Here is a 20,575-nt window from a genome sequence, read left to right on the forward strand (position 1 = left end):
CGTTTTAAGGCGTTAGCCGTTCTCTTGCAGGCGCTGGTCTGCGATTTTCCTTTCGGTGGTTTCGGCATTGACCCCTGCATCTACCAGCACGTTGGCAGCAAGCTGGAGGCTCGCCTCAATCGCCTCAGGCGTAGAATAGACAGCGCCCAGTTCGCGCAGGCTACGCGCGTGCTCGCTGTCGCGCGCGCGCGCGTGAATGAGAACTTCAGGCCAACGGCGATGGATTTCCCGTACGATCTTCGTCACCGCGCGGGCATCGTTCATGGTGACAGCGACCACTGCCGCGCGTTCGATGCCTGCCTTGACGAGAATCTCCATACGCAGGGCATCGCCAAAGAAAATGTGTCCGCGCTTGTCCTTTTCGCGCCCGATCAGCCCTGCATCTGTATCGAGTGCAAGGAAGGAGAGCCCCGCACTTTCGAGGACTTTCGCCAATGTCTGTCCGACGCGTCCATACCCTGCGATAATCACATGGTCCGCCCAATCTCCGAAATCATCGGGCTGCCCTGCGTGCCTCGCTTCGGCTTGGCGATGCTCGATCATGCCAGACACCCGCCGGGCCGCCTGTACGACAAGGGGCGTCAATAGCATGCTCAGACCTGCGATCAGCAATACTTGCTGTTCCAGTGCGCCGCCAATAAGGCCAAGGCTCCCGGCGGCTGCCATGATGACGAACGCGAATTCGCCGCCTTGGCCCAAGATCACACCGGTTTCGAAAGCGACAGGCAAAGGACGGCGGAACAAGAGCGCCAGTGTTGCAATCACGCTCGATTTCAGCAGCCACAACCCGCCGACTGCTGCCAAGATGGTCCACGGGTTTCCGGCAACCACGCTCCAGTCAATGCCCATGCCGACAGACATGAAGAACAGGCCGAGCAGCAGGCCCTTGAAGGGTTCGATATCCACTTCGATCTGGTGGCGATATTCCGTCTCAGCAAGAAGCAGTCCTGCCAGTACAGCCCCCAGCGCCATTGACAGGCCAAATGCAGCGGTGAGTGCAGAAACGCCGACAACCGCAAGCAGAACCGCGGCGGTGAACATCTCGGCATTGCGCGTGGCTGCAACTTGTCGCAACGCAGGGCGCAGAACGACCCTGCCGATGCCATAGATCAGGCAGATAACCACAGCAGCTTTGCCAAGCGCTGCAGCCAGCCCAATCGCGAGGCCGCGCTCGCCCGGTTCAGCCAGAACGCCGACCATGAACAGGATTGGCACGACTGCAAGATCTTGCATGAGCAGGATGGCAAAACCAGCCTTTCCAACTGGCGTGGCCTGCCTCCTGCCATTCATCAACAGTTGCATGACGATGGCCGTCGATGAAAGCGACAGCGCCGCGCCCACAACCAGTGCGGTATTGGGTGCGATGCCCAATAGCGTGGCAATCCAGGCAACCACGGCGCCAGTCACGAGGATTTGCAGGCTGCCCATTCCGAAAACGAGCTGTCTTGAGGACCATAGCCGATCGAGTGAAAGCTCCAGCCCGATCATGAACATCAGGAAAACGACCCCGATTTCGGCAAGCTGGCGCACGCCTTCGGTATCAGCGACGACAAAGTGCGAAAGGAAAGGAAGCTCCGTCACGAGGCGGCCCAATCCGAAGGGACCGATTAATCCCCCCATCAGCAAGTATCCCAGTACCGGACTGACTTTTATCCGGCTGAGCAACGGGACAGCAAGGCCAGCAACGGCCAGAAAGATCAACGCCTCGCGCAGGAACGGGATGGTGCCATGGTTTTCCATCAGTTCTCCCCTAGCAGGGTAGCAGTCAAGGGTTTGTCGAGGCAATATTCGTCGTTCAAATGGTGCATTTCCAAGATGATAAGATCTTGGCAGGACAATGCACGGGGAAACTTCTCCAGATATTGAGCAGCGTCAATCGAACGGATTAAATTTGAGAGGTTGGATGGGCATCGGACCCATCAGGTACACGTTGACGCCGCCCTCACGCTAGCTGAGATGTAATCATCCGGTCTGTGGTGTCAGGCCCGAAGGTGAAATGGAGATCAGCCGTCGTTGCAGACGTCGCTGAAGGTGCTAGGCTGATCTGAGGAGGATCAGTTCATGGCCGTGATCGTCGTTATTGTTTGTGCGATTTTCGGTATGCTCATGGTGGGGCTGTCTGTCCGGGCTAATGCGCGGTTCCAGCATGAAGAGACCTTGCCTTTCCAGTGGCTGATTTCCAGATCACAGCCGCTTTCCCAAACAGTCATTCGGTCCGGGCCTCGTGTTTTCGTCCTGAGTTTTGTGCCCGGCCTTGCGATCTGCACCTTGGTATTGATTGCGATCGGCGCATCGACGCTGACGCCGCGTCCTGGGCAAGAGGGCATGCTATTGCCTTCCGTGCTTTTCATTGGCGGCATATTTGTTGCTGTCTATGTATTGCACATTTGGCTGATCGAGCAAACTCTGCGCCAAGATAGAAGCTAGGAACCCGCAAGTGGCGTGGCCGCGTTCCATGGCAGCAACTCATCGATCCGATTGATCGGATGCCCCTTACCGATCCGGTTGAGCACATCACTCAGCCACCGTTCCGGGTTCACACCGTTAAGCTTGGCGGTCTCGAGCAGAGAATACATGGCGGCGCCATGTGCCCAGCACGCCACGGGTGAGATCACGCCGGCAGTCCGTTTGGGATCATAGAGCCGATCGAAACCGGCATAGGCATCGGCCTGCAGAAAGCCCGCGAACGTCTTGAGGTGTTCGCGCGGGCGCTCGCCCTTGCGATCGGGACTGTAGCGGAACAGCGCTGCGGGCATGTCGCTCGGTCGCCATCGTCGGTTATCGCGCAGGGAAACCCATAGCCGACCCGTTTTGGTCTTGCCGGTACCCGCTGCCAAGACAGGCACCGGCGTGTCGTCGGCGCGGAGCTTGGGGGAATCCATCACGTGATCGGCGATCCGATCTACCAATTGCTGTAGCAGTCACGCCACCTGGCCGAGCCAATCGGCAAGCGGTGATCGACTGAGATCAATGCCTTCGCGCGCATAGATCTGCGACTGCCGGGAAAGCGGAAGATGGTCCGCGAACTTGGAGACCACGACGTGGGCAAGCAGACCTGCGCCGGCCTTGCCTCGCTACTCTCCTTAGACAGTGCCAAAGGACACTCCTGAAGGAAAGCTCATCGCGGGTACCAAGAATCTGCGCAACACGCCGGAGGCCGGACCCTTACGCTGAGATATGAGCAGGATCGTGACGCGCCTGCTGATCCGATGTCGGTATGCAACTGATGAGCATTGGGCAGAAATTGGTAAGTTCGTCCAGACGTGGGAACGACTGGTCAAAAGGCGGATTTCTTCGCAGTAACGCTGCGAAACGAATTTTTCATGATCAGTAGTAGTCGTGTCAGGTCATTTCTGATCGTGTTCTGCGGACCCGTCACCAAACCAATCGATTAGCTTAGCTAATGGCGGCCATGCACCTGTGCCTGAAGTTGGATGTCGTCATAAAGTGGTCGCATGTCGTCAAGGCGATAGAGACCTACGTGGGCCTGAGCGAACTGGTCCTTTACGGCATTATAGAAGCCATTCGACTGACGAGAAAAATCACCAACTACTACCAGTTTTTTGCGAGGGCCGTTCTCGAAGTGCTTCCAGATCAGATTGCCTTCAATTGCGCGCTTGCCAGCCTCTTTGAAGCCCTCAGCTGCCTGAGGCGGCAGGCGCATGCCGTCGATTAAGTTATAACATCCATTTTGATAACCGAATGGCACACTCAGCGACAGGTCGTACTCAGGCAAGTCGATCTCGTCGGGCTTTTCTAGCAGGTTGTCGACGCCATGCTTGATAAATGCTTCTCTAAGCTTGCGGCGAATTTGGGGCTCGCGCTGGATCGGTTCCTGATCGCCAACCAACGACCCGAAGAGCTCGTTGAAATCGGCAACAACATCCGACACGAGGATTGGCTGAAGCGGTGACAAACGAATTTCATTTGCACGGCGAGCGGCAAAGTTGTCGAAATATTTTCCCTGTGGATCGACCTTAAACTGATCGAGAAGCCGCGAGCGGAATGAAGCCTTCAGTGCATCGAGATATGCTTTCGACTGCTTGCCAAAAAGCCTATCCACTCGCGATTGTCCCGTGGCGAAACGGATTTCGAGATATGGCTGGTCGGGCACCACCAGCATTAGGCCGATGTTGACGAACTCCAGTCGCTCCGGGACCGGACAATACTGGACGAGGGCGTATTTCCCCTGAAATTTCGACATGTCCGGCCTCCTAAAGTCCCAGCTGCCCTTGGTTGATGAGCGTCGGAATCACGATATCCTCCACTCGGGCAGCCCGGTTAATAATTTGCTGTGCCCATCGGGTCCGGATTGCCTGCGAAGGCCCCCAAGGCTGAGGGACCGCAGCGACTATCTCTAACACCTGTTCTCCGTCAATGTCAGCAATAGTTTTGCAGGCAGCTCTTAAGTCTGCTTCGTCGACGTGCGGCAAGAACTCTGGAAAGGCCCCGTAGACATTTGGGTCGTCGACGAAAAAATCCCCTGCAAGACCTGTTTCTAAATCTGTCTCGGTAAAACAATGGGTGTGATCGAAAGCCAGGAGTTCGAACCAACCACCGACTGAACGAAACATGACGTTATCCCGATTTGGTTCGGGAATGAGATGGTCGGATGGCGGGCAGCGATCAGGGTTCCGGACCCAAGTGTCAAAGACGATCATCAGAGCCAAGTCGCTTCGATTGCGGAGCCGACCGAGGCATCTGCCTTCGGCGTCTCCGGTGATAGTCTTTTCCTGTGCCTGCGATAGGAAGGCCGGGCCCTTGGTCAGGAGACGGCCGCTGACCGTCACGATTTCAAGCTCCTGCAGTTCCACTACTGCAAAGGGAGGTACCGTTAACCCGACAAGAGCCGCCAATTCTGAGCCGACGAATTCGCAGGCAAGAGATTCGTCACCTTGGCGGTTTCCCATGCCCTTTAGATATGCATTGCCGACATCGGTCGCGACCTGAACGACCTCAGTGCTGCTCGCGTAGCGGTCTATCACGCGCTTTATTATAGTTGGTTGCCAGTTATGTCCGCATCGCATGGCACCATAGGTGAAACAGTGGCTCAAGATGTCAATGGCAATAAGAAATGCCATTTTACGCATCGTTGGCGGCTCGGTGCTCAGTGAATGCCAGTAGGGCCGATTATTAAGCAAATGGCTAGGCAGCGTGGACAAATTTGAGCCAGTATCTGGCGGTAGCGAGATGGACCATGCCGAGGAAACTGTTGGCCAACTGATCGTAGCGGGTTGCGATGGCACGGTTGATCTTGAGCTGGCCGAACATGCGCTCGATGCGATTGCGCTGCATGTAGAGCGCTCTGTCGTATTCGATCTTCACGCGCCGGTTTGACCGGCCGGGAATAACGGCCTTGATCTCCCGTTCGACAAGGTCGGCACGGATGGCGTCGGCGTCATAGCCCTTGTCGGCAAGCAAGGCGTCCGGTTTGCGTTCAGGCAGCCCGATCAAGGCATCATACGCCTTGCAATCTGCCGCCTCCCCAACCGTCAGGTGGAAGGCGAGTGGTCGTCCGAGGGCATCGGCCAGGCAGTGAAGCTTACTGGTGAACCCGCCCCGCGAGCGGCCAAGAGCGCGTCGATGAGTCCCCCTTTTCCGCCCGCTGCCGACACATGGGCGCGAACGGTGGTGCTATCGATGCTGTAGTGGCCGTTGTCTGCCATGACTTCGGCGAGTGTCACGGCAACGGTCTCCCAGACCCCAGCCTCGGTCCATCGTCGGAACCGGCGATAGATGGTATTCCAGCTGCCGTACTTGGGCGGCACGTCGCGCCAAGGTGCACCACAGCGAAGCCGCCAGAGTATCCCGTTGATGATTGAGCGGTTCTGTTCGGGCGGCCTGCCTCGACCACGGTTCTCACGCTCGATGGGCAACAAACCCTTCAGAACGCGCCATTCCGCTTCGGTAAGATCGCCCCTGCTCAAGCCTGCCTCCAAAAAGCAGCCTTGAATCAATCCTGCGCGGGCAGGTCAATCAGGTAGCGAATAGAATTTCGATGGGGGTGGGTGTCCGAAGCCATCGCTGACGATCTCAGTGAAGTTCTGCTCCGCAGGTTTTGTGACGGCACATGTCCCAGGTCACAACGCCGGTTCTGCAATACTCGATATGCGAACCGCCGTCTTTCAGCAGCCTTTCACCGCAATTCCAGCATCGAAGGCGAGCGAGTGGGATCAAAGATAGAAGTACGAATACGATCCAACCAATGAACGTCTCACGGGGATAAAACGGGGTCAGGACGAACATGAGCAACGCAGCGCCCGTGAACGCGATGCGTAAGCGTTTTGACCGCCGAACGAAGTTGAATTTATCGACCATACGCCTGAATTTATCCTGGCCCCCTTCAACCGCAATCGAATTTGTCCACGCCGCCTAAGCCACCGAGTAGGTCAACGAGTAGACAAGTGGGAGATTTGGAGACCGCGTCTAGGGCTTGGCAGGAACGGTATAAATGCCATTTTGACTAACGCTTTTGAACCTCTCCGTCCTTAGATGTCCGTGCCTGTCTCTGCCCAGTCCCGGTATTTGCTCGGCGGCGGATCCCTATTAATGCACCGCCCCGGCACGACGTGAGCGTCAACAGCTGCCATGGCCGCGGTTCGTCCTGGTCCGTCATTGTCTTCAGCCAGGTACAACTCTGTAACGCGCGACGGCACTGTGATCAGGGCGAGGCGCTCATTCCCAAGCGCTGCCCAGCATGGACGTCCCCTGATCAGGGTGTAGCTTGCCGCGTCTTCCATACCTTCAGCAATGGCCAGTACAGTGCCCTCGAACTCCGGCGCCCAAGCACCCTGTCCGGGTTTGCCGAGCATGAACTTGCCATCATGCCATGTTCCGTCGTCCGTCAGCCTGATCCGCTGGATAGCAGAAAGCTTGTCCCCGGTTCTGACTGCGACCAGCACCGCGGGCTGGAAGGTGGTTTTGGGCTTGCGGCCGAACGGGCACCTTGGATGAAAGCGTAAGTCGGGGAGATCGACTGGTAGTCGACGCGATCGAAGGTAGACTTCGCCGAGCGTCCCGCGGATTTTTGTGCCCTGATCCCAGATCCTTCGGACATTGGGCGCGGTTCCTTCTGGCCGGTAGCTCGGCGAAGGGGAATTCAGGATCGGTTTGGTCCGACTGATTTCACGCAAGACATCCTCGCTGCGGCAGCCCGCGAAACAATGAACCAGAATACCCCGCTCGCCCTGCCTGACAGAAAGGGAAGGGGTTCTGTCTGCGTGCGCGGGGCAGACGCACATTGCATAGGAACCGTGCCAACGGCCCTTCAGTGCAGCAACGATGTCGATGGTCTCCTGGGTGGGTTTGAGCGCAATCAGCATAAACTCGCTCCTCTCAGCTAAGCCTCACCATCTTTCCCCTTTGGATCGACCCGACCTTCTCCGGCACGGCTCGCGATGGCCAACGCCCCTTTCGTCTGTGCGATGCCAGATTGTGGGCGATTGCCATGCGCCGCCTGTTCATTTAGAAACGTGGAGCGATATCCGAACCACGCCGAAAGGTGTGGTCATGAAAAATCTTCTATTTTTGCTGGTCGCTTTGACGCCGACGCCATCATCGGCGCGCGAAGCCATTCTCGACTTGTTTTCGCCAGAGGCAAAACCGGACTTCGCTGTGCTCGCCCCACAGTTGCGCGGTGCGGTCGATCTCGAGCAATCAGTGGAACCGCCTCCGGCTCCAGTGGATGCGTTTTCACCCGAGTTGAACGGCGACTTTGAGTTGATCCCTCACAGCTTCACGATCAATCCCCATGCCGCGCGTCCCGCTGTTCCTTCGTGGATGCGGGCAGGTGCATCATTCATGGGCCCTGCTTCTTCACCCTTCCGCCCTTCGCAGGATGACCCACTCTGCCAGTCCCGGAGCTTCTTCCCGCGATTTGCTATCAGCAGGGATGCCCAGGCTCGCCGGACAGCCTATTTCAACCTGATCGTCGACGTCGCTTGCGATGCCGGCGTGCCCGTTGTTCTGTTTGACGCCTTACTGGCGCAGGAAAGCAGATATCGTCCCTTCGCCCGCAGCAGCGCCGGTGCGATGGGCATGGCTCAGCTGATGCCCGGCACGGCCCAATATCTGCGTGTCACCGACCCTTGGGATGTTCGGCAAAACCTTGTGGGCGGTGCGCGGTATCTGCGCGAGCAGCTGGATCGCTTCGGGACATGGGAGCTTGCACTGGCTGCCTACAATGCAGGCCCGGGCCGTGTGGACCAGTTTGTCGGCATCCCGCCGTTTCGTGAGACCCGCAACTATGTGCGCACGATCATGGGTTCGATTGCCACCCCGAATTCGACCGGCGGCGTGTCGCTTGCCTCGGCGGCACTTCCCGCTCCCAATGCGTTTCGCCGGGTGATGCTTGCCTCGTTCGAAGGACGATCAGACGTTCCAGAACACTGAGAACCCAGTAGCCCAAGCATAGTACACACTGATCGCCAGGATGACGGGCGCGCCCTTGAGGTAGTTGAGTTGCCAGCGAAGCCAGAGCTTCGGGATGACCAGAGCTTTCTGGATTCCCGTTTGGTGGGCGGGTCGCCACCTGCCGGTGCGCCAGTCGTCGGCCGTCACTACTACCGCGAGCACTGCGCAGATCAGCGCCATCATTCCCACGCCGATGTAGAGCGATGTCCAAGCGATAAGGGCTTCCTGCTTCATGAGTCGGACCTAGTGCAGCGATGATCGAAGAGAGATACGCATATTCGACGCCCTTGTATCCCCCTGGCCGAATACTGCCTTTCTGCGGCCGAGCAGCGTGTGGCCGAGATTGAGCTCACCGCTGCGGGCGCGCCGCACCAGCGCCTGCATGTATGCATCGGGCGTCTTGCGGATTTGTCCGTTGGCCAGGTGATGCCCGGTGATCAGCGCGCACAGGAGTGCGATCCCTGTGCCCAGTGTCGCACTTGCCCGCGCGGCCGTAGCCTGGCCTATCTGGCAGACGCGAGCGACCTCGTGGAGCTCGTTCAGGCCCGGTCGGGCTCCAATTTCGACCATGCCATCGATGAAAGGGAAGAGGGCAGGGGCTTCGGCCCAAACGAACCCCGATCGCTGGATGCCGTAGACATCATTCGTGTCGGCAGAGACCAGCGCGTTGTGGTGGGCCTCGACTGTCTCTTCCTTCAGCCTGTCGGCATCAGGCGTGGTTCGAATGTCATCAGGTTCCTGGCGGCAGGCGCCCTCTGCCAAGCCGTATACGGATTCAAGAGCTTCTTCAGGGCTGTATTGATGGTGGTCATCCCAGCGCACCCTAGTGTCCTTGGAAGGTGTCAGCGACGCAATGTCGTCGAGCGATATGCGCTCTGACAACCGATCAAGCAGCCGGGTCGCGACCTCGGCGAGGCGGCCAAGCACTGCGATCGCGTCCATGGATCCTTTCCGCCTCTGGTATGTGCGCCGCGCCGCAGCGATCGCATCGAGCTTCTTTCTAGCCTTGTCAGCCCAAAGGTGGCCCATCTCGAACGGCCGCAGCAGCCGGTACGCGCTGCTTGTTGTCCTTCGAATTTGGTTGGGCAGGATCAGGTTTTGCGCGGCCAGGGCCTTCTCGGTGGCGGCCAGCTGTGTGAGGTAATCCACAAGGAGGAGTAGCGGCGCCAGCGACCATCCTGATGCGTCGGAGCGATCCTCGCTGTTTCGTGACCCAAGAAATCGCTTGCCGTTGCCGGCGAGGCAATGGGGGATGATCAGGCCGTATTCGGCAAGGCGCCTGATGTTCTTGCGCGCGGCGGTCCATCCGATCCGGCATTTGAGATGGTCGTTCGAGGCGGCAATGAGCGGGCCGCAGCGGCTGTCCCAGTCGATATTCATGGCCGCGATGCTCGCGGCGGCATCGTAAAGATCGCGCCAGACGATTCTCGGAACATCGATCGTCACGGGCGGCATTCTCGCGAAGGTCTCGATGATATCGAGCAGTTTGCGCCGACGCTGCCTGCCTGCGTTTTCGGTCCCGGTATGTTCGAACCCTCGCATCATCTTGCTGACGCGCGCTGCATGTCTTGCCCGATCTGCCGGGTCTTCCATGAAAGTGATCATGGTCAGCTGTTCTGTCTCGAGCATCCCCAGTTTTGGCAGACAGGCGCCGATCGCTGCTGGCCCTCCCCGGCGTCGGCTATTCACCTCCCAGGCTGCCTGATTCTGGACAATAGTCATCCTTTCGCTCCCTCAGTCCTGAGGTGCGGCACAGACAAAGAACATTGCCCGCAAAATTTGCGAAAAATGCTTGCAAGTTGTCAGGGAGCAGGTAGCTTGCCGGTGTCTCTCGCCACGCTTTGGCGCGGCAAATTACAGCTTCCTTCGAAAGGCCCGGGCGCTGCCCGGGTTTTCATGTCTGCGTCGCTGACCTCCCTTTCATATGCACCAGCTGGTGCGGCGATCCCTGGCAGCGTTCGGGCGCGTTTCATCGCGCGCAGAAGCGCTTGTTTGCCATTCGGTCTGTTGCTAAGAAGCGAGGTGAACTTGGCGCTCTGGCAACAGGATGCGTTAAAGGGGGTCCCGTTGGCGCGGGGCCCCCTTTCAATTTCAGAGCATCATCGGTTGTCCTTCTGATGGTTCAGGCGATCTGACGCTGAGCGTTGTCGCCACAATCGCTGCGATGACCGCTTCCCTGGACGAGAGATCATCCCTTTTCAGCTGGTCAATCAATTCGATCGTGGCTGCTGGCAGCCAGATTTCGAGGGGGCGCAAACCATCCTGACGGCGTTTGCGTCTTTGCTCCGCTTTCCGGTGCTGCGCCATATTTGCGCTTCGCTGTGCGGTACAGGACGTCTGCCCGTGACCAGTCACGCGGTTCGTCATGCAGCGCGGGCTCGTTTCGCCGTACAAGGCTCAAGCATACGCATGTTCAAAACCGCCGCCGTTATGCCGGCTTTCAAGCGACATGTGGTGTTTGGCGATGGCCGACGATGTCTTACGGGCGATCGTGTCACACAGGCTTTGACGAATGGTCTCGAACTGCCCTTCGCAGGCTGCGAGTTCGCTTGGTAGCCGGGCGGCCAGTGCGACCGCGACCAATGCCGTCGTCTCGCAGCATGGGTCTTCGTAGGAGCTAGCGCTTTCATAGCACAGCAGAACGAGGCCTGCTCGGATAGGGTCGATTTTCAGATGGAGCAGGACGCGTTGGAATTCGTCGATCGTCAGATTTCCATCTTCGACCTTGTCGAAGAACTTTTTACGCCGACTTTCTTTGATCACGCCTTCATCGGTCAGTTTGCGCAAGCTTGTGTTCTGCAGCCTCATCTGTTCCTTGATGAGCGCTGCATACAGTTGGTTTACGCTGTGAGCTCTGCTGGCGACTCCATCTTCCGTCCCTTCGCACATGCGTGCCTCCACGATCCCATGTATTCCACTCCATGCAGTTTCATAGTTTGACTTTGTCGATTTGCATTTTGCAAGCGGAAAATTCGCCTTCTGCTACCAACATTGCGCAGAAAATCAGTGTTTCGCGCACCCCGCAATGAGCCTTGGTAGCGGCGTTCAGCTCGCCTTTCAGCCGCTCAACAGCCGCATTGTCCGTAGAATTGAGACGGACGTAGATCCGAACGGGTCCGTCCACCGGAAGCAGGGTCTCCAGCGCTGCGGAATGTCCATCTTTGAGGGCTGGGTACCGCTCCATCGCATGGAGAATGACGTCTTTGAACGTCACAAAGCGCGTCTGCTCAAGGCTGAGTGCTGCGATGGCCCTGACGATATCTTCGAAGGCGTGTGCGCTGATGGAAATCTCGTGGGCTACATGCGTGCTTTTGCTCAATTCGATCTCCTTTCTCTCGATGTGGCAGCGTCTGAACTTGTCATCCTGCAACTGCGCGGTTTCCGGGTCATCCTTTTTGCGCATTTTTACCCGTGGGGGCGGATTCCTCTCCACCTTGGGGCTGATTTTCGCCCGCTGTGGGGCACAAACATCCCCGGTGTGGGTCGCAAATTGGACCACGGTGGGAAATTCTCATTCCCAGGCTGGGAGCGAATCGAATCCTGGGTGGGGTTCAATTCTGCCCCAATGTCTCATTTCCTTAGAAATCCTGACACTTCGGTGTTGAGAAAAGGTTCTCGTCGGGCGGATTTTGGCTGTGGCGGCAGACGCCAGCATCCAACCGAAAGGGAAAACTCAATGACAAGTCTCGATCTGAAGAATCGCAGCGGCACGCTTGCTGTTGCGGTTGCGGCGCTCGCGGCCGCCAGCGTGTTCGGCGCTGATGCCGCAATGGCGGGGGCCGACACGACCTTCAACACCGCTCTCGCCCAGTTCACCGGCTTCCTTGAAGGCTCCGGGGGCCGGATCATCACCGTGCTCTCGCTCGCCGGCGGGATCGTGGCGCTTGCGTCGGGCCGCTTTTCGCTCGGTCAGGTCGCAATCCCTGTGGGCGTCGGCGTCGGCGCCGGGACCGGCATTCCGATCGTCACCGCCTCGGTTACCGGCACGGTCTGAACGCTGCGCCCTCGCTTCATGATGGCAAGGGTACCGCAGTTCACCTTTTGGGCTGCCGCTCCTTGTCCTCCCTCTGGCGGAGTTGATCCTTGGACCAGTATTCGATCCCAAAACATCTCGACGATCCAGAACTGATCGGGTTCTGGACCCTCGATGAATTCCTGGTGATGGTCATACCCTTCACCTGGGGCATCCTCGCTCAGCACGTTGTCATCGGGCTCCTTTTGGCCCTGGCTGCGTGGTTCGGCTATCGCAAAGTCAAAGCTGGGCGTTCGATGCATTGGGTCCTGCATTTTGCCTATTGGCATTTGCCGGGAGAATTCTTCGGTCTGAAGGTCGCTCCGCCATCTCATCTTCGTGTGATGGCGGGCTGATATGGAAATCTCTTTTGCTCATGAGGCGTCGCAGCGGACCCTCAAGCAGCGCAACCTGCTTGCGCTCATCTGTGTCGTGCTCGGCATTCTCGTGGTGGTCATGTTCACCGCAGCATCGACGCGGGACCGCGAGGTCGTGCTGCAGCCCATCCTGCCCAGCCAGATGACGCTGAGCTCTGCGGCGCTCACGCCCGAATATCTTGAGGCCGTGACGCGCGACACCGCGCAGCTCGCGCTCAACCGCTCGCCCGAAACACTCCAGTACTGGCTTGATGGCATCGTGGCCATTTCCGCGCCGGAGGCGCGCGGGGCTCTCAAGGCCAAGCTTCTGCGGATCGTGGCTGAGCAGGAGGGGTCGCAGGTGACCCAGTTTGTCACGATCAACTGGATCCGCACCGATCCGGAAAACCTCACCAGCCAGGTCGGCGGCGTCCTTCATACCATCGTCGGATCCAAGGACGTGCGCCGCGAGCACAAGATCTTCGAATTTCACTGGACCTACACCGGCGTGTCGCTGCGCCTGAAGGGGTTTGGTGTCGTCGTTAAGAAGGAAGGAGCCAACCAATGACCTTCTCTGTCTCGACGCTCTGCTTTGCCTCGGGCGCGCCGCTGCTTTTCCGCATCGACAGCCATCTTCTTCGCGGGCTTGGCGCTGCACTTTTCACTGTCGGATTCGTCATGGCGGCCACGCCAGCCTTTGCTGACGAAAACATCCTCGCCGTCGATAATGGAGAGGTTCGCTGCCGGGCATCCAAGGCCGACCTGACGCGCATTTCGCTGAAGGATGACCGGTTCGTGTCGGTATCCAGAGTGCAAACTGGCGTCGAGGGCCAAGACTTCTCGATCGTCCACGAACCCACCCGCGGCGATATCTACATCTCGGTCCCCGAAGCTTATTCAAAGCCGAACATCTCCTTCTTCGGGACGACGCAAAAGGGCCTTGTCTACAAGTTCGACTGCCAGATTGGCGGTGACAGCGCCGTGCAGGTTTTCGTGGGCAACGCCGATATCGAAAATCCGTCCGCCAAGCCTGAGGTCCTTACAGCATCGGGTTCGTTGCAGGATCGCGCTGTCGGGCTCGTCAGGGCGATGTTCGAACAGCGCCCGGTGACCGGCTTTGAGATCCGCGATGCGGCCCGTGCCCCGGTCAACGTGGGCGATATGAAGGTCCAGCTCATCACCGAGTACCGCAGCCCGACGATGACCGGGAAGGTCCTGCGCATCGAAAATGCAAGCTCCTCACCGATTGCGCTTCGCGAAGAGCTCATCGCCGGGGACGGTGCAATCGCCGTCACAATTTCCAACCCCAACCTCGCAAGCGGGCAGGCGACTGCTGCTTACGTGGTCGTGCCTGCAGGAAGGTAAGCCTCATGGATTTTCTTAAGCGCAAGCCCAAGGATCTGGATGGCGCCGAGGCCGATGGCCGCGATGCGGTCGATGAAACGGGCTCGATCATCGACAATGACAAGGCACAGAAGCGGCAGAGAATGCTGTTTTTCGGGCTCGGTGGTGTCGCGGTCGTGGCTTCGACCATGTATGTCTTGCGGACCGAAACCGTGGTCGAAGAGGCAACCAAGCCTGGGCACGAGACCGAGGTGTCAACCGATGCCCTGATGAACCGCCAGCGCGTCGATCAGGAATGGATGGCCATCTACGAAGGCCAGGTCAATTCTCAGGATCAGCGCCTCAAAGGCGTCGAGGCGCAGGCCGGTCAGGTTGCGCAATTGCAGAGCGAGATTCAGGCATTGCGCGGTGAAAATGCCGCGATGGCGCGCGACGGGCAGCAGGTGCTCGAGGCTTATGAGCGTGAGAACCAGCAACTGCGCCAGCAGGTCACCAGGGGCAACCCCCGCCTGACTGCCCCCGGGCCGGTCGCGGCTGCCCGTGAGATGGGCGTGCCTTCGCCGGCTGCGTCCGGCGCACCTTCCGCCGCATTGCCCCGCCGCGGCAACGACGTGCAGATGGTGTCTTTCGCGCAAGCGGGCGGGACGGGCTCGCGCATTGATCCGGCCAAGGCCCCTGCGGTTTACACCGACTCCCCGAACTACCTTCCGCCCAACTCGATCGCGAATGCCACCGTGGTGGTCGGCGTTGATGCGACGACCAATACCCGCAGCCAGAGTGACCCGCTGCCGGTTCTTCTGCGCATCACTGGGCCGGCGCGCTCGGTCTATGGTGACGGCAAGCTCCTCGCGACCCGCGTTCAGGGCTGCATGGTCAATGGTGCGGCCTATGGCGATCTCTCCAGCGAAAAGGTCTATGTGAAGCTGCAGCGCATGACTTGCGCGCAGCCCGGCGGGCGCTTTGCGGTGTCAGAGGTCAAGGGCTTCATTGCCTTTGGCGGCAAAGTCGGCGTTCGCGGACGCGTTGTGAGCCGCGAAGGCTCGCTCACCACGCAAGCGTTTCTCGCAGGGCTGGTGAGCGGGGTGGGCAACGCCTTTCAGGGTGCCAACCAGATCCCCCGGATTTCCCAAGATCCCGTGCTCCCGTCAGCTTCCGATGTCGGCATTCAGGCGATTGGCGGCGGCGCGGCCAACGCCGGGAACACCCTCTCCGATTATCTGATCGAACGGGCCGAGCAATATCAGCCGGTCGTCGAGATGCCCACCGGTGCTGCGGTCGAGGTCGTGTTCCTCGACGGCACTTTCATCAGGAATTGAGGCCCAACATGGAATTCAAATGGACCACATGGAAGGTGGCAGGGGCCGCCCTTGCGCTCACCGGCTCCCTCGCTGCTATCGCCGCAGCCGCTCATGCCGCGGCGGCAGATGACGCAGCGACGATCAAGGCAGCGCTCGTCAAACGTCTTCCCAAGACCGAGATTACCACGATCGACTGCGACAAGATCAAGGGTGTCTGCGAAGTTCAGGCACGCCAGAACCTCTTCTACATCGACCGCTCGGCGCGCTACCTCATCATTGGCCGTGTCTACGACATGGAGACCAAGCAGGATCTCACAGCTGCCCGGTTGCTCGAGATGAACCCGGACATGCTGGTCGGGGCGGGGGGCGCTGGCGAGCAAGAGGACGCGGCCGAACCAACACTGGCACGACAGGCAGGTGCGGGCGGCACGCAGCCACTGCCACGTATCGATCCCGCAGCGCTGGCAGCTCTGCCCTCGAGCGGCAGCGTCGTGATGGGCAAGGGTGGCCGGACGATCACCGTCTTCAGCGATTTTCGGTGCGGGTATTGCAAACGCCTCCACGAAACCCTCGCGACGCTCGACGTCAAGGTCGTTGAGCGCCCGATTTCGGTGCTCGGCACCCGTCCAATCTCCGAGGCGGTCATCTGTGCGACCGACAAGCGCCGCGCGGTGAACGAGGCCTATGACGGAGGCGCGATCACGAGTGGTCGGCGCTGCGACACCTCGGGCCTCGATGCCAATGAGGCCTTTGCGAGGAAACATGGGTTCACCGGCACCCCGGTCATTGTGCGCGACGATGGCGCTGTCCTCCACGGCTTCCGCCCTCGCGAGTTCCTCGAAACCTGGCTGAAGGAGAAGGTGTCATGAACACCAAAGGCGCAATGGCAATCGCGGCGGTGACGTTCTCCCTGTCGGCCTGTACGACGCTCGGTACCAATGTCAGCGGCAAGTTCCGCTGCGAGGCTGCAGACGGTATCTGCGCGCCATCGCTGGTGATCGATGACAGTGCAATTGCGCGGATTGAGGAGACCACCTCGGCGGATCTCCTCAACCCTGCAGGCCCGTTCCGGATGGACGACGGGATTTCGGCGCCTGTGCGCGGCCCGTCGCTCGGTTCCGAAGCACTCGTTGCGCGTTCGTCGCCGAGTTACGAGTTGTCTGTCGTGTTTCCGGGCTACACGGATGCCGCAGGCACAGCCCATGCCCGCATCGCGGTGCCAGTTAAGGCGATGCTCCCGGGCCGGGGCGATGCTCTCGAGACAATTGCGCTACGAGGTGCAAAGCCTGCGCGTGCTCAGGGGCTGTTGGCGGCCGCCGAGAGCGCACCGCAATTCATGGCGATTGCCCATGGCATCTTGGATGACGGTCAGCCGGGTTCCGTGGGCGCTGAGGTTGCCATGGCGTCCAATCTTCCAAAGACCCCAGCGCCGATCCAGCAGGCCCCAGCCCAGCAAGCGGCTTCTCAGCCTGCCAACCCGATCGCTGAGATCGAGGCGAAGGTCTCCGAGCGCCTCGCATCACAGCAGCGATTGCCGAGGCGCGAGGCCGCCTCATTCCCTGCAACGCCCCCTGCAACGCCGGAGTAACGCGCCATGCTGCAGGCCTTCACCAACATCATCGATCTGGTAACCGGCGACGCTCGCAAGCCTGAGCAGAACGCCCGGCCTGCCAGCGTGCCAATGCTCTCCCATTTCCTCGGGTATCGCTCGTTCGATGAGGAGAAGCGTATCTTTCATCAGGTCCGCTCGAAGGGTTTCATCATCGAGCTCGCGCCGCTTGTCGGTGCAAACGACCGGGTCAATGATGTGATCGGGTCGCTGTTCTCCGACATTCTTCTGCCCGGCACCAAGTTCTCGGTCACGAACTATTCGAGCCCGCGCGTTGCTGAGAAACTGCAGACCTGGGCGTTGCCGCGCTACAAGGCTTCGGGGGTTTTCCAGACGCTCGCCCGTCACCGCGTCGACAAGTTGCGCAATGGAGCATGGTCCACTCTTGCGAGCGATGGCCCGTTCTTTGTGCGGAGCTTTCGCGTGCTGCTCGCGGTCGGGATAAGTGACGGTTCGGGCCTTTCGACCGATGACCTCCTGACCATGCGCGAGGGGATCATTTCCGCGCTCGATTCCATCGATGTCCCGGTCAAGGAATTCGCTCCGACCGACCTGATCCGCTTCTTCGACGAGATCCTCGCCCCGTCCACTGGCGCTGGCGATGAAGTGCCGGGATACAACCGGTTCGATCCCATCAATGAGCAATGCATCAGGCGCGATCTCGTCACCCATGTTGGGCGTGACCGCCTCGTACTTGAGGCACAGTCGTTGCGGCCAACGGGCTCATCAGTCGATGGCGTGCCCGAGTTAAAGGACTTCGTGCCTGAGCGCTTCGATGTGCGCACCATGGCGGTGCGCAATTTTCCGGATCGCTGGGCGCCCTGGGATAGCCAGAAGGTGATTGGGGACATCTTCAACCCCAAGCTCTCGCTGCCTTGTCCTGTCTTGCAGACGGCTTGTGGGGTGATCCCCAATCAGGAGTCTTCTGAAGCGAAGGCCGGCTACAAGTTCGTGCGCACCAGCTCGCTTGCGGAAGGCAAGGGCGTGAAGCTTGTGCCCAAGCTGCGCACCGAAGCGGCTGAGTGGCAGTTCGTGGCCGACCGGGTCAAGCAGGGCGAGAAGCTCGTGTCCTGCTACTATGCTGTCACAATCATCGCGCCGAAGGGCCGGGGCGAGCCGTGCGAGCGCACGCTGAAGGCTCTCTACAAGGCGAGCGGGTGGGATCTGATTGACGAGACCCATATCCAGCTTCCCGCCTTCATGGCGCACTTTCCGCTGCTGCTGGCTGACGGGCTCGACAGCGACCTCAAGCGGATGAAGCGCATGCGCACCATGCGCTCGGCGAACCTTGCTGCGATTGCGCCGATCCAGGGCGAATACATCGGCGGCAACATCCCGCACCTGCTCTTCATCGGACGCCGGGGTCAGCCGCAATTCTGGTCACCCTTCCAGAACAGTGCCGGCAACCACAATGTGGCAATCTCGGGCAAGTCCGGTTCAGGCAAGTCGGTGCTGCTGCAGGACCTCACGGCAAGCTTTGCAGGGGTTGGGGCCAAGACCATCGTGATCGATGACGGCCGCAGCTTCGAGCATATGGCCAAGGCGCTGGGCGGGACGTTCACCGAGTTCAAGCTGTCGTCGGGCATTTCGATCAACCCGTTTCGCATGATCGACGAGGCCCTTGCCGAAGGTGACGACGACTATTTGGTCGACTGCCTTGCGATGCTCAAATCCATCGTGTCGCAGATGGCGCGCAATGAGACCCGGCTCAATGACACCGAACGCGGGCTTATCGACCAGGCGGTCAATCTTGTTTGGGACACCCATGGGCGGGACGGCACAATCGATCACGTGATGCAGGCCCTCAAGGGCCACGAGCATCCCTTCGCTTATGATCTGGCGACCTCGCTGCTGCCGTTCGCCGCCAAGGGAACCTACGGGAAGTTCTTCCTTGGCGATGCCAACCTTGACCTGTCGGCCGATCTTACCGTGTTCGAGCTCTCGGACCTGGCGACCCGGGTGGAGCTGCGCGGCGTCGTGTTGACCTCGATCATGTTCATTGCCTCGCAGGTCATGCGCCGGATGGACCGCGCGATCCCGAAACCGCTGATCATCGATGAGGCCTGGCAGATGCTGAAGGGCGGGGCGATGGCCGACTTCGTCGAGACCTATTCGCGCACCTGCCGCAAATATGGCGGCGCGCTGATCACCGCGACGCAGTCGATCCACGATTACTACAAATCCGAAGGCTCACGGGCCGCCCTCGAAAACTCCGACTGGTTCCTCATCCTCCAGCAGAAGGGCGAGACTATCTCGGATTTCCGCAATTCGGATCGGTTCGAGATGGACAACATGACCGAGGCTTTGCTGCGGTCACTGAAGCGCAATGGCACCGACTATTCGGACATCTTCATCCGGGGTCCAGAGACCGAATGCGTCGCTCGGCTCGTCCTCGACCGGTTCTCAGGCACGCTCTATTCGTCGAGCCCGCATGTCTTCGCCCAGATCGAGGACTATGTGCATCGTGGCTACCGGATGCCCGAAGCGATCGAGGCAGTGGCTTTCCCTGAAGATCATCGAGAGCCTGAAGAAGTTCCGATGAGGGAGGCTGCGGAATGAGCACGCCTTCTCGTCCTTTGGTTCGTTCCTGGGCCCGTCGCTCGGCCGCAGCGCGCCGCAAGCAGGCCGCTCAAGACCTTCTCGCTATTGCCCTCCGGCTCATCGGATGGCTTGCCACCAGCGCGCTAGCGACCCTCGGTATCGCCACGCTGTTCTTCCTTGTCCTTGGCGGCTTCACTCTCGATGGCCTGATGCTTCATCTGGATAATCTCGCGTCGCGCTTCGTTGCAGCAGACGCTTCGAGACGCGGCCAGTTCGCGGCCATCAGCTTCGGCGTCATGCTCACGGGCTTTGTGCTGATCGCCTTCTTCCGCCGCGCGAGCCTGATTTCAGCCTTTTCTGTTGCCGGAGATGACCAATGACGGACCTTTTCGACCATATGGCGGCGCCTGCCACACCCGCGTCTGCAAAGGCCTCACAGGTCAGACCTCGCAGTCGCTTTGCCGCGCTGTCGGCTCGCGAAATCCTCCTGTTCGCGGGCGCGGCGACAACCTTTGTCTGGGGGGCCTGGGTGACCAAGAGCGTTGCCGCACAGGGGTCAGGGCAGCAAGAATTTGTCCAGCTTCAGCTGCAGGGCATCATTGGGGAGTATCTCCAGGCACAGGCACGCTCGAACGCTGACGAGCAGACCGCAGCACGGCAAACCGCTGTTTTCATGGCTGCGCTGGATGAGACGGTCTCCGGCCTGTCGAAGTCCGGGAAAGTCGTGCTCGTTCATGAGGCGATTGTGGGCGGCGAAGTTCCCGACGTCACGCAGAGCGTGAAGACTGCCGTTTACGCAAAGGTTCCGCGTCCCCAACCGGCGCAGGCGCTCGGCGCTGCTCCTCAGGGGCAGGCGGCCCGCGTTGAACAAGAGATGCAGGCCTTTATGGCTGCCAATCAGGGACGTCAGCGCGATGGCAAACCCTGATCCGCTCCTTCGTTCGGCTCAGCGCAAGGGGTTCGCTCGGCTTTTGTCGGACGGCGAGCCTCCGGTTACGACAGG

At 59.7% G+C, this 20,575-nt stretch carries 22 protein-coding genes and 1 pseudogene; 12 read left to right on the forward strand and 11 right to left on the reverse strand.

Annotation, left to right across the window (positions count from 1 at the left end; translation table 11 throughout):
- Window positions 1-12: 12 nt before the first annotated feature.
- Entirely contained in the window at window positions 13-1,740 is a 1,728-nt protein-coding gene (locus LUA85_RS18725) for a cation:proton antiporter (RefSeq protein WP_231471986.1), read from the reverse strand.
- A gap of 321 nt (window positions 1,741-2,061) precedes the next feature.
- Here LUA85_RS18725 and LUA85_RS18730 point away from each other — a divergent pair, with 321 nt between their 5' ends.
- Window positions 2,062-2,427, forward strand: a complete 366-nt coding sequence (locus LUA85_RS18730; protein WP_231471987.1) for a sulfite exporter TauE/SafE family protein — start codon at window positions 2,062-2,064, stop codon at window positions 2,425-2,427.
- On the opposite strand, the pseudogene LUA85_RS18735 reads toward LUA85_RS18730, so the two are convergent.
- From LUA85_RS18735 to LUA85_RS18755, 5 genes and pseudogenes are all read right to left on the reverse strand, one after another.
- Window positions 2,424-3,074 (reverse strand): annotated as a pseudogene (locus LUA85_RS18735) (IS66 family transposase); the annotation flags it as partial. The gene LUA85_RS18730 and the pseudogene LUA85_RS18735 overlap by 4 nt on opposite strands.
- Before the next feature lie 326 nt (window positions 3,075-3,400).
- Entirely contained in the window at window positions 3,401-4,204 is an 804-nt protein-coding gene (locus LUA85_RS18740) for a DUF3037 domain-containing protein (protein ID WP_231471988.1), read from the reverse strand.
- Window positions 4,205-4,214: 10 nt separating this feature from the next.
- Window positions 4,215-5,081, reverse strand: coding sequence for a HipA family kinase (locus LUA85_RS18745; RefSeq protein WP_231471989.1), 867 nt, complete (start codon window positions 5,079-5,081; stop codon window positions 4,215-4,217).
- A gap of 64 nt (window positions 5,082-5,145) precedes the next feature.
- Window positions 5,146-5,927, reverse strand: a protein-coding gene (locus LUA85_RS18750; protein WP_231471990.1) for an IS5 family transposase whose coding sequence is annotated in 2 segments (ribosomal slippage) — window positions 5,146-5,603 and window positions 5,603-5,927 — 783 coding nt in all. Because the reading frame shifts where the segments join, the coding sequence is not laid out codon by codon here.
- A gap of 561 nt (window positions 5,928-6,488) precedes the next feature.
- Window positions 6,489-7,322, reverse strand: coding sequence for a toprim domain-containing protein (locus tag LUA85_RS18755; protein ID WP_231471991.1), 834 nt, complete (start codon window positions 7,320-7,322; stop codon window positions 6,489-6,491).
- A 112-nt stretch (window positions 7,323-7,434) separates the two neighbouring features.
- Between LUA85_RS18755 and LUA85_RS18760 the strand changes: the two genes are divergently transcribed.
- Complete coding sequence (locus tag LUA85_RS18760; RefSeq protein WP_231471992.1) at window positions 7,435-8,391, forward strand: lytic transglycosylase domain-containing protein; 957 nt, start codon at window positions 7,435-7,437, stop codon at window positions 8,389-8,391.
- Here LUA85_RS18760 and LUA85_RS18765 read toward each other — a convergent pair.
- From LUA85_RS18765 to LUA85_RS18785, 5 genes are all read right to left on the reverse strand, one after another.
- Window positions 8,371-8,646, reverse strand: coding sequence for a hypothetical protein (locus tag LUA85_RS18765; RefSeq protein ID WP_231471993.1), 276 nt, complete (start codon window positions 8,644-8,646; stop codon window positions 8,371-8,373). The two genes, LUA85_RS18760 and LUA85_RS18765, sit on opposite strands and share 21 nt — an antisense overlap.
- 9 nt (window positions 8,647-8,655) lie before the next feature.
- Window positions 8,656-10,134: a helix-turn-helix domain-containing protein gene (locus LUA85_RS18770; RefSeq protein WP_231471994.1), complete on the reverse strand. Its 1,479-nt coding sequence runs from the start codon at window positions 10,132-10,134 to the stop codon at window positions 8,656-8,658.
- Window positions 10,135-10,503: 369 nt separating this feature from the next.
- Entirely contained in the window at window positions 10,504-10,806 is a 303-nt protein-coding gene (locus tag LUA85_RS18775) for a hypothetical protein (protein ID WP_231471995.1), read from the reverse strand.
- A 3-nt stretch (window positions 10,807-10,809) separates the two neighbouring features.
- Window positions 10,810-11,301 (reverse strand): hypothetical protein, encoded by a 492-nt coding sequence (locus tag LUA85_RS18780; protein ID WP_066110830.1) that lies wholly within the window; start codon window positions 11,299-11,301, stop codon window positions 10,810-10,812.
- Between the two features lie 40 nt (window positions 11,302-11,341).
- Window positions 11,342-11,815 (reverse strand): hypothetical protein, encoded by a 474-nt coding sequence (locus tag LUA85_RS18785; protein WP_231471996.1) that lies wholly within the window; start codon window positions 11,813-11,815, stop codon window positions 11,342-11,344.
- A gap of 273 nt (window positions 11,816-12,088) precedes the next feature.
- Here LUA85_RS18785 and LUA85_RS18790 point away from each other — a divergent pair, with 273 nt between their 5' ends.
- The 10 genes from LUA85_RS18790 (at window position 12,089) to LUA85_RS18835 (ending at window position 20,500) form a co-directional block, all read left to right on the forward strand.
- A complete protein-coding gene (locus LUA85_RS18790) occupies window positions 12,089-12,406 on the forward strand; it encodes a hypothetical protein (RefSeq protein WP_058803365.1) in 318 nt (105 codons plus the stop codon).
- A gap of 89 nt (window positions 12,407-12,495) precedes the next feature.
- Complete coding sequence (traL, locus tag LUA85_RS18795) at window positions 12,496-12,780, forward strand: type IV conjugative transfer system protein TraL (RefSeq protein ID WP_054136666.1); 285 nt, start codon at window positions 12,496-12,498, stop codon at window positions 12,778-12,780.
- Between the two features lies 1 nt (window position 12,781).
- Window positions 12,782-13,348, forward strand: coding sequence for a type IV conjugative transfer system protein TraE (locus tag LUA85_RS18800; protein ID WP_054136667.1), 567 nt, complete (start codon window positions 12,782-12,784; stop codon window positions 13,346-13,348).
- The gene (locus tag LUA85_RS18805; RefSeq protein WP_231471997.1) at window positions 13,345-14,145 is read left to right on the forward strand and encodes a type-F conjugative transfer system secretin TraK; all 801 of its coding nucleotides are present in this window, start codon (window positions 13,345-13,347) and stop codon (window positions 14,143-14,145) included. Before LUA85_RS18800 ends, LUA85_RS18805 begins: the two co-directional genes overlap by 4 nt.
- Window positions 14,146-14,150: 5 nt before the next feature.
- A complete protein-coding gene (locus LUA85_RS18810; protein WP_231471998.1) occupies window positions 14,151-15,440 on the forward strand; it encodes a TrbI/VirB10 family protein in 1,290 nt (429 codons plus the stop codon).
- Between the two features lie 8 nt (window positions 15,441-15,448).
- Window positions 15,449-16,291: a DsbC family protein gene (locus tag LUA85_RS18815; RefSeq protein WP_231471999.1), complete on the forward strand. Its 843-nt coding sequence runs from the start codon at window positions 15,449-15,451 to the stop codon at window positions 16,289-16,291.
- Window positions 16,288-17,010, forward strand: coding sequence for a hypothetical protein (locus LUA85_RS18820; RefSeq protein ID WP_231472000.1), 723 nt, complete (start codon window positions 16,288-16,290; stop codon window positions 17,008-17,010). The genes LUA85_RS18815 and LUA85_RS18820 overlap by 4 nt, the downstream gene beginning before the upstream one ends.
- Window positions 17,011-17,016: 6 nt before the next feature.
- Window positions 17,017-19,590, forward strand: coding sequence for a type IV secretion system protein TraC (traC, locus tag LUA85_RS18825; protein WP_231472001.1), 2,574 nt, complete (start codon window positions 17,017-17,019; stop codon window positions 19,588-19,590).
- Window positions 19,587-19,952 carry a hypothetical protein gene (locus tag LUA85_RS18830; protein ID WP_231472002.1) on the forward strand — a complete coding sequence of 122 codons (366 nt, stop codon included), beginning with the start codon at window positions 19,587-19,589 and terminating at the stop codon, window positions 19,950-19,952. Before traC ends, LUA85_RS18830 begins: the two co-directional genes overlap by 4 nt.
- Window positions 19,949-20,500: a TrbI F-type domain-containing protein gene (locus LUA85_RS18835; RefSeq protein WP_069052120.1), complete on the forward strand. Its 552-nt coding sequence runs from the start codon at window positions 19,949-19,951 to the stop codon at window positions 20,498-20,500. Before LUA85_RS18830 ends, LUA85_RS18835 begins: the two co-directional genes overlap by 4 nt.
- The last annotated feature ends 75 nt before the right edge of the window (window positions 20,501-20,575 follow it).

Source organism: Novosphingobium sp. CECT 9465 (assembly GCF_920987055.1).
Lineage (GTDB): Bacteria > Pseudomonadota > Alphaproteobacteria > Sphingomonadales > Sphingomonadaceae > Novosphingobium.

Bases quoted from the DNA above. Each gene is read 5' to 3' on its own strand.
- LUA85_RS18785 (WP_231471996.1), bottom strand. From the start codon at position 11,815: ATGCGCAAAAAGGATGACCCGGAAACCGCGCAGTTGCAGGATGACAAG.
- LUA85_RS18830 (WP_231472002.1), top strand. From the start codon at position 19,587: ATGAGCACGCCTTCTCGTCCTTTGGTTCGTTCCTGGGCCCGTCGCTCG.
- LUA85_RS18790 (WP_058803365.1), top strand. From the start codon at position 12,089: ATGACAAGTCTCGATCTGAAGAATCGCAGCGGCACGCTTGCTGTTGCG.
- LUA85_RS18765 (WP_231471993.1), bottom strand. From the start codon at position 8,646: ATGAAGCAGGAAGCCCTTATCGCTTGGACATCGCTCTACATCGGCGTG.
- LUA85_RS18725 (WP_231471986.1), bottom strand. From the start codon at position 1,740: ATGGAAAACCATGGCACCATCCCGTTCCTGCGCGAGGCGTTGATCTTT.
- LUA85_RS18730 (WP_231471987.1), top strand. From the start codon at position 2,062: ATGGCCGTGATCGTCGTTATTGTTTGTGCGATTTTCGGTATGCTCATG.
- LUA85_RS18770 (WP_231471994.1), bottom strand. From the start codon at position 10,134: ATGACTATTGTCCAGAATCAGGCAGCCTGGGAGGTGAATAGCCGACGC.
- LUA85_RS18780 (WP_066110830.1), bottom strand. From the start codon at position 11,301: ATGTGCGAAGGGACGGAAGATGGAGTCGCCAGCAGAGCTCACAGCGTA.
- LUA85_RS18745 (WP_231471989.1), bottom strand. From the start codon at position 5,081: ATGGCATTTCTTATTGCCATTGACATCTTGAGCCACTGTTTCACCTAT.
- LUA85_RS18755 (WP_231471991.1), bottom strand. From the start codon at position 7,322: ATGCTGATTGCGCTCAAACCCACCCAGGAGACCATCGACATCGTTGCT.
- LUA85_RS18740 (WP_231471988.1), bottom strand. From the start codon at position 4,204: ATGTCGAAATTTCAGGGGAAATACGCCCTCGTCCAGTATTGTCCGGTC.
- LUA85_RS18805 (WP_231471997.1), top strand. From the start codon at position 13,345: ATGACCTTCTCTGTCTCGACGCTCTGCTTTGCCTCGGGCGCGCCGCTG.
- traC (WP_231472001.1), top strand. From the start codon at position 17,017: ATGCTGCAGGCCTTCACCAACATCATCGATCTGGTAACCGGCGACGCT.
- LUA85_RS18835 (WP_069052120.1), top strand. From the start codon at position 19,949: ATGACGGACCTTTTCGACCATATGGCGGCGCCTGCCACACCCGCGTCT.
- LUA85_RS18800 (WP_054136667.1), top strand. From the start codon at position 12,782: ATGGAAATCTCTTTTGCTCATGAGGCGTCGCAGCGGACCCTCAAGCAG.
- LUA85_RS18815 (WP_231471999.1), top strand. From the start codon at position 15,449: ATGGAATTCAAATGGACCACATGGAAGGTGGCAGGGGCCGCCCTTGCG.
- LUA85_RS18810 (WP_231471998.1), top strand. From the start codon at position 14,151: ATGGATTTTCTTAAGCGCAAGCCCAAGGATCTGGATGGCGCCGAGGCC.
- LUA85_RS18820 (WP_231472000.1), top strand. From the start codon at position 16,288: ATGAACACCAAAGGCGCAATGGCAATCGCGGCGGTGACGTTCTCCCTG.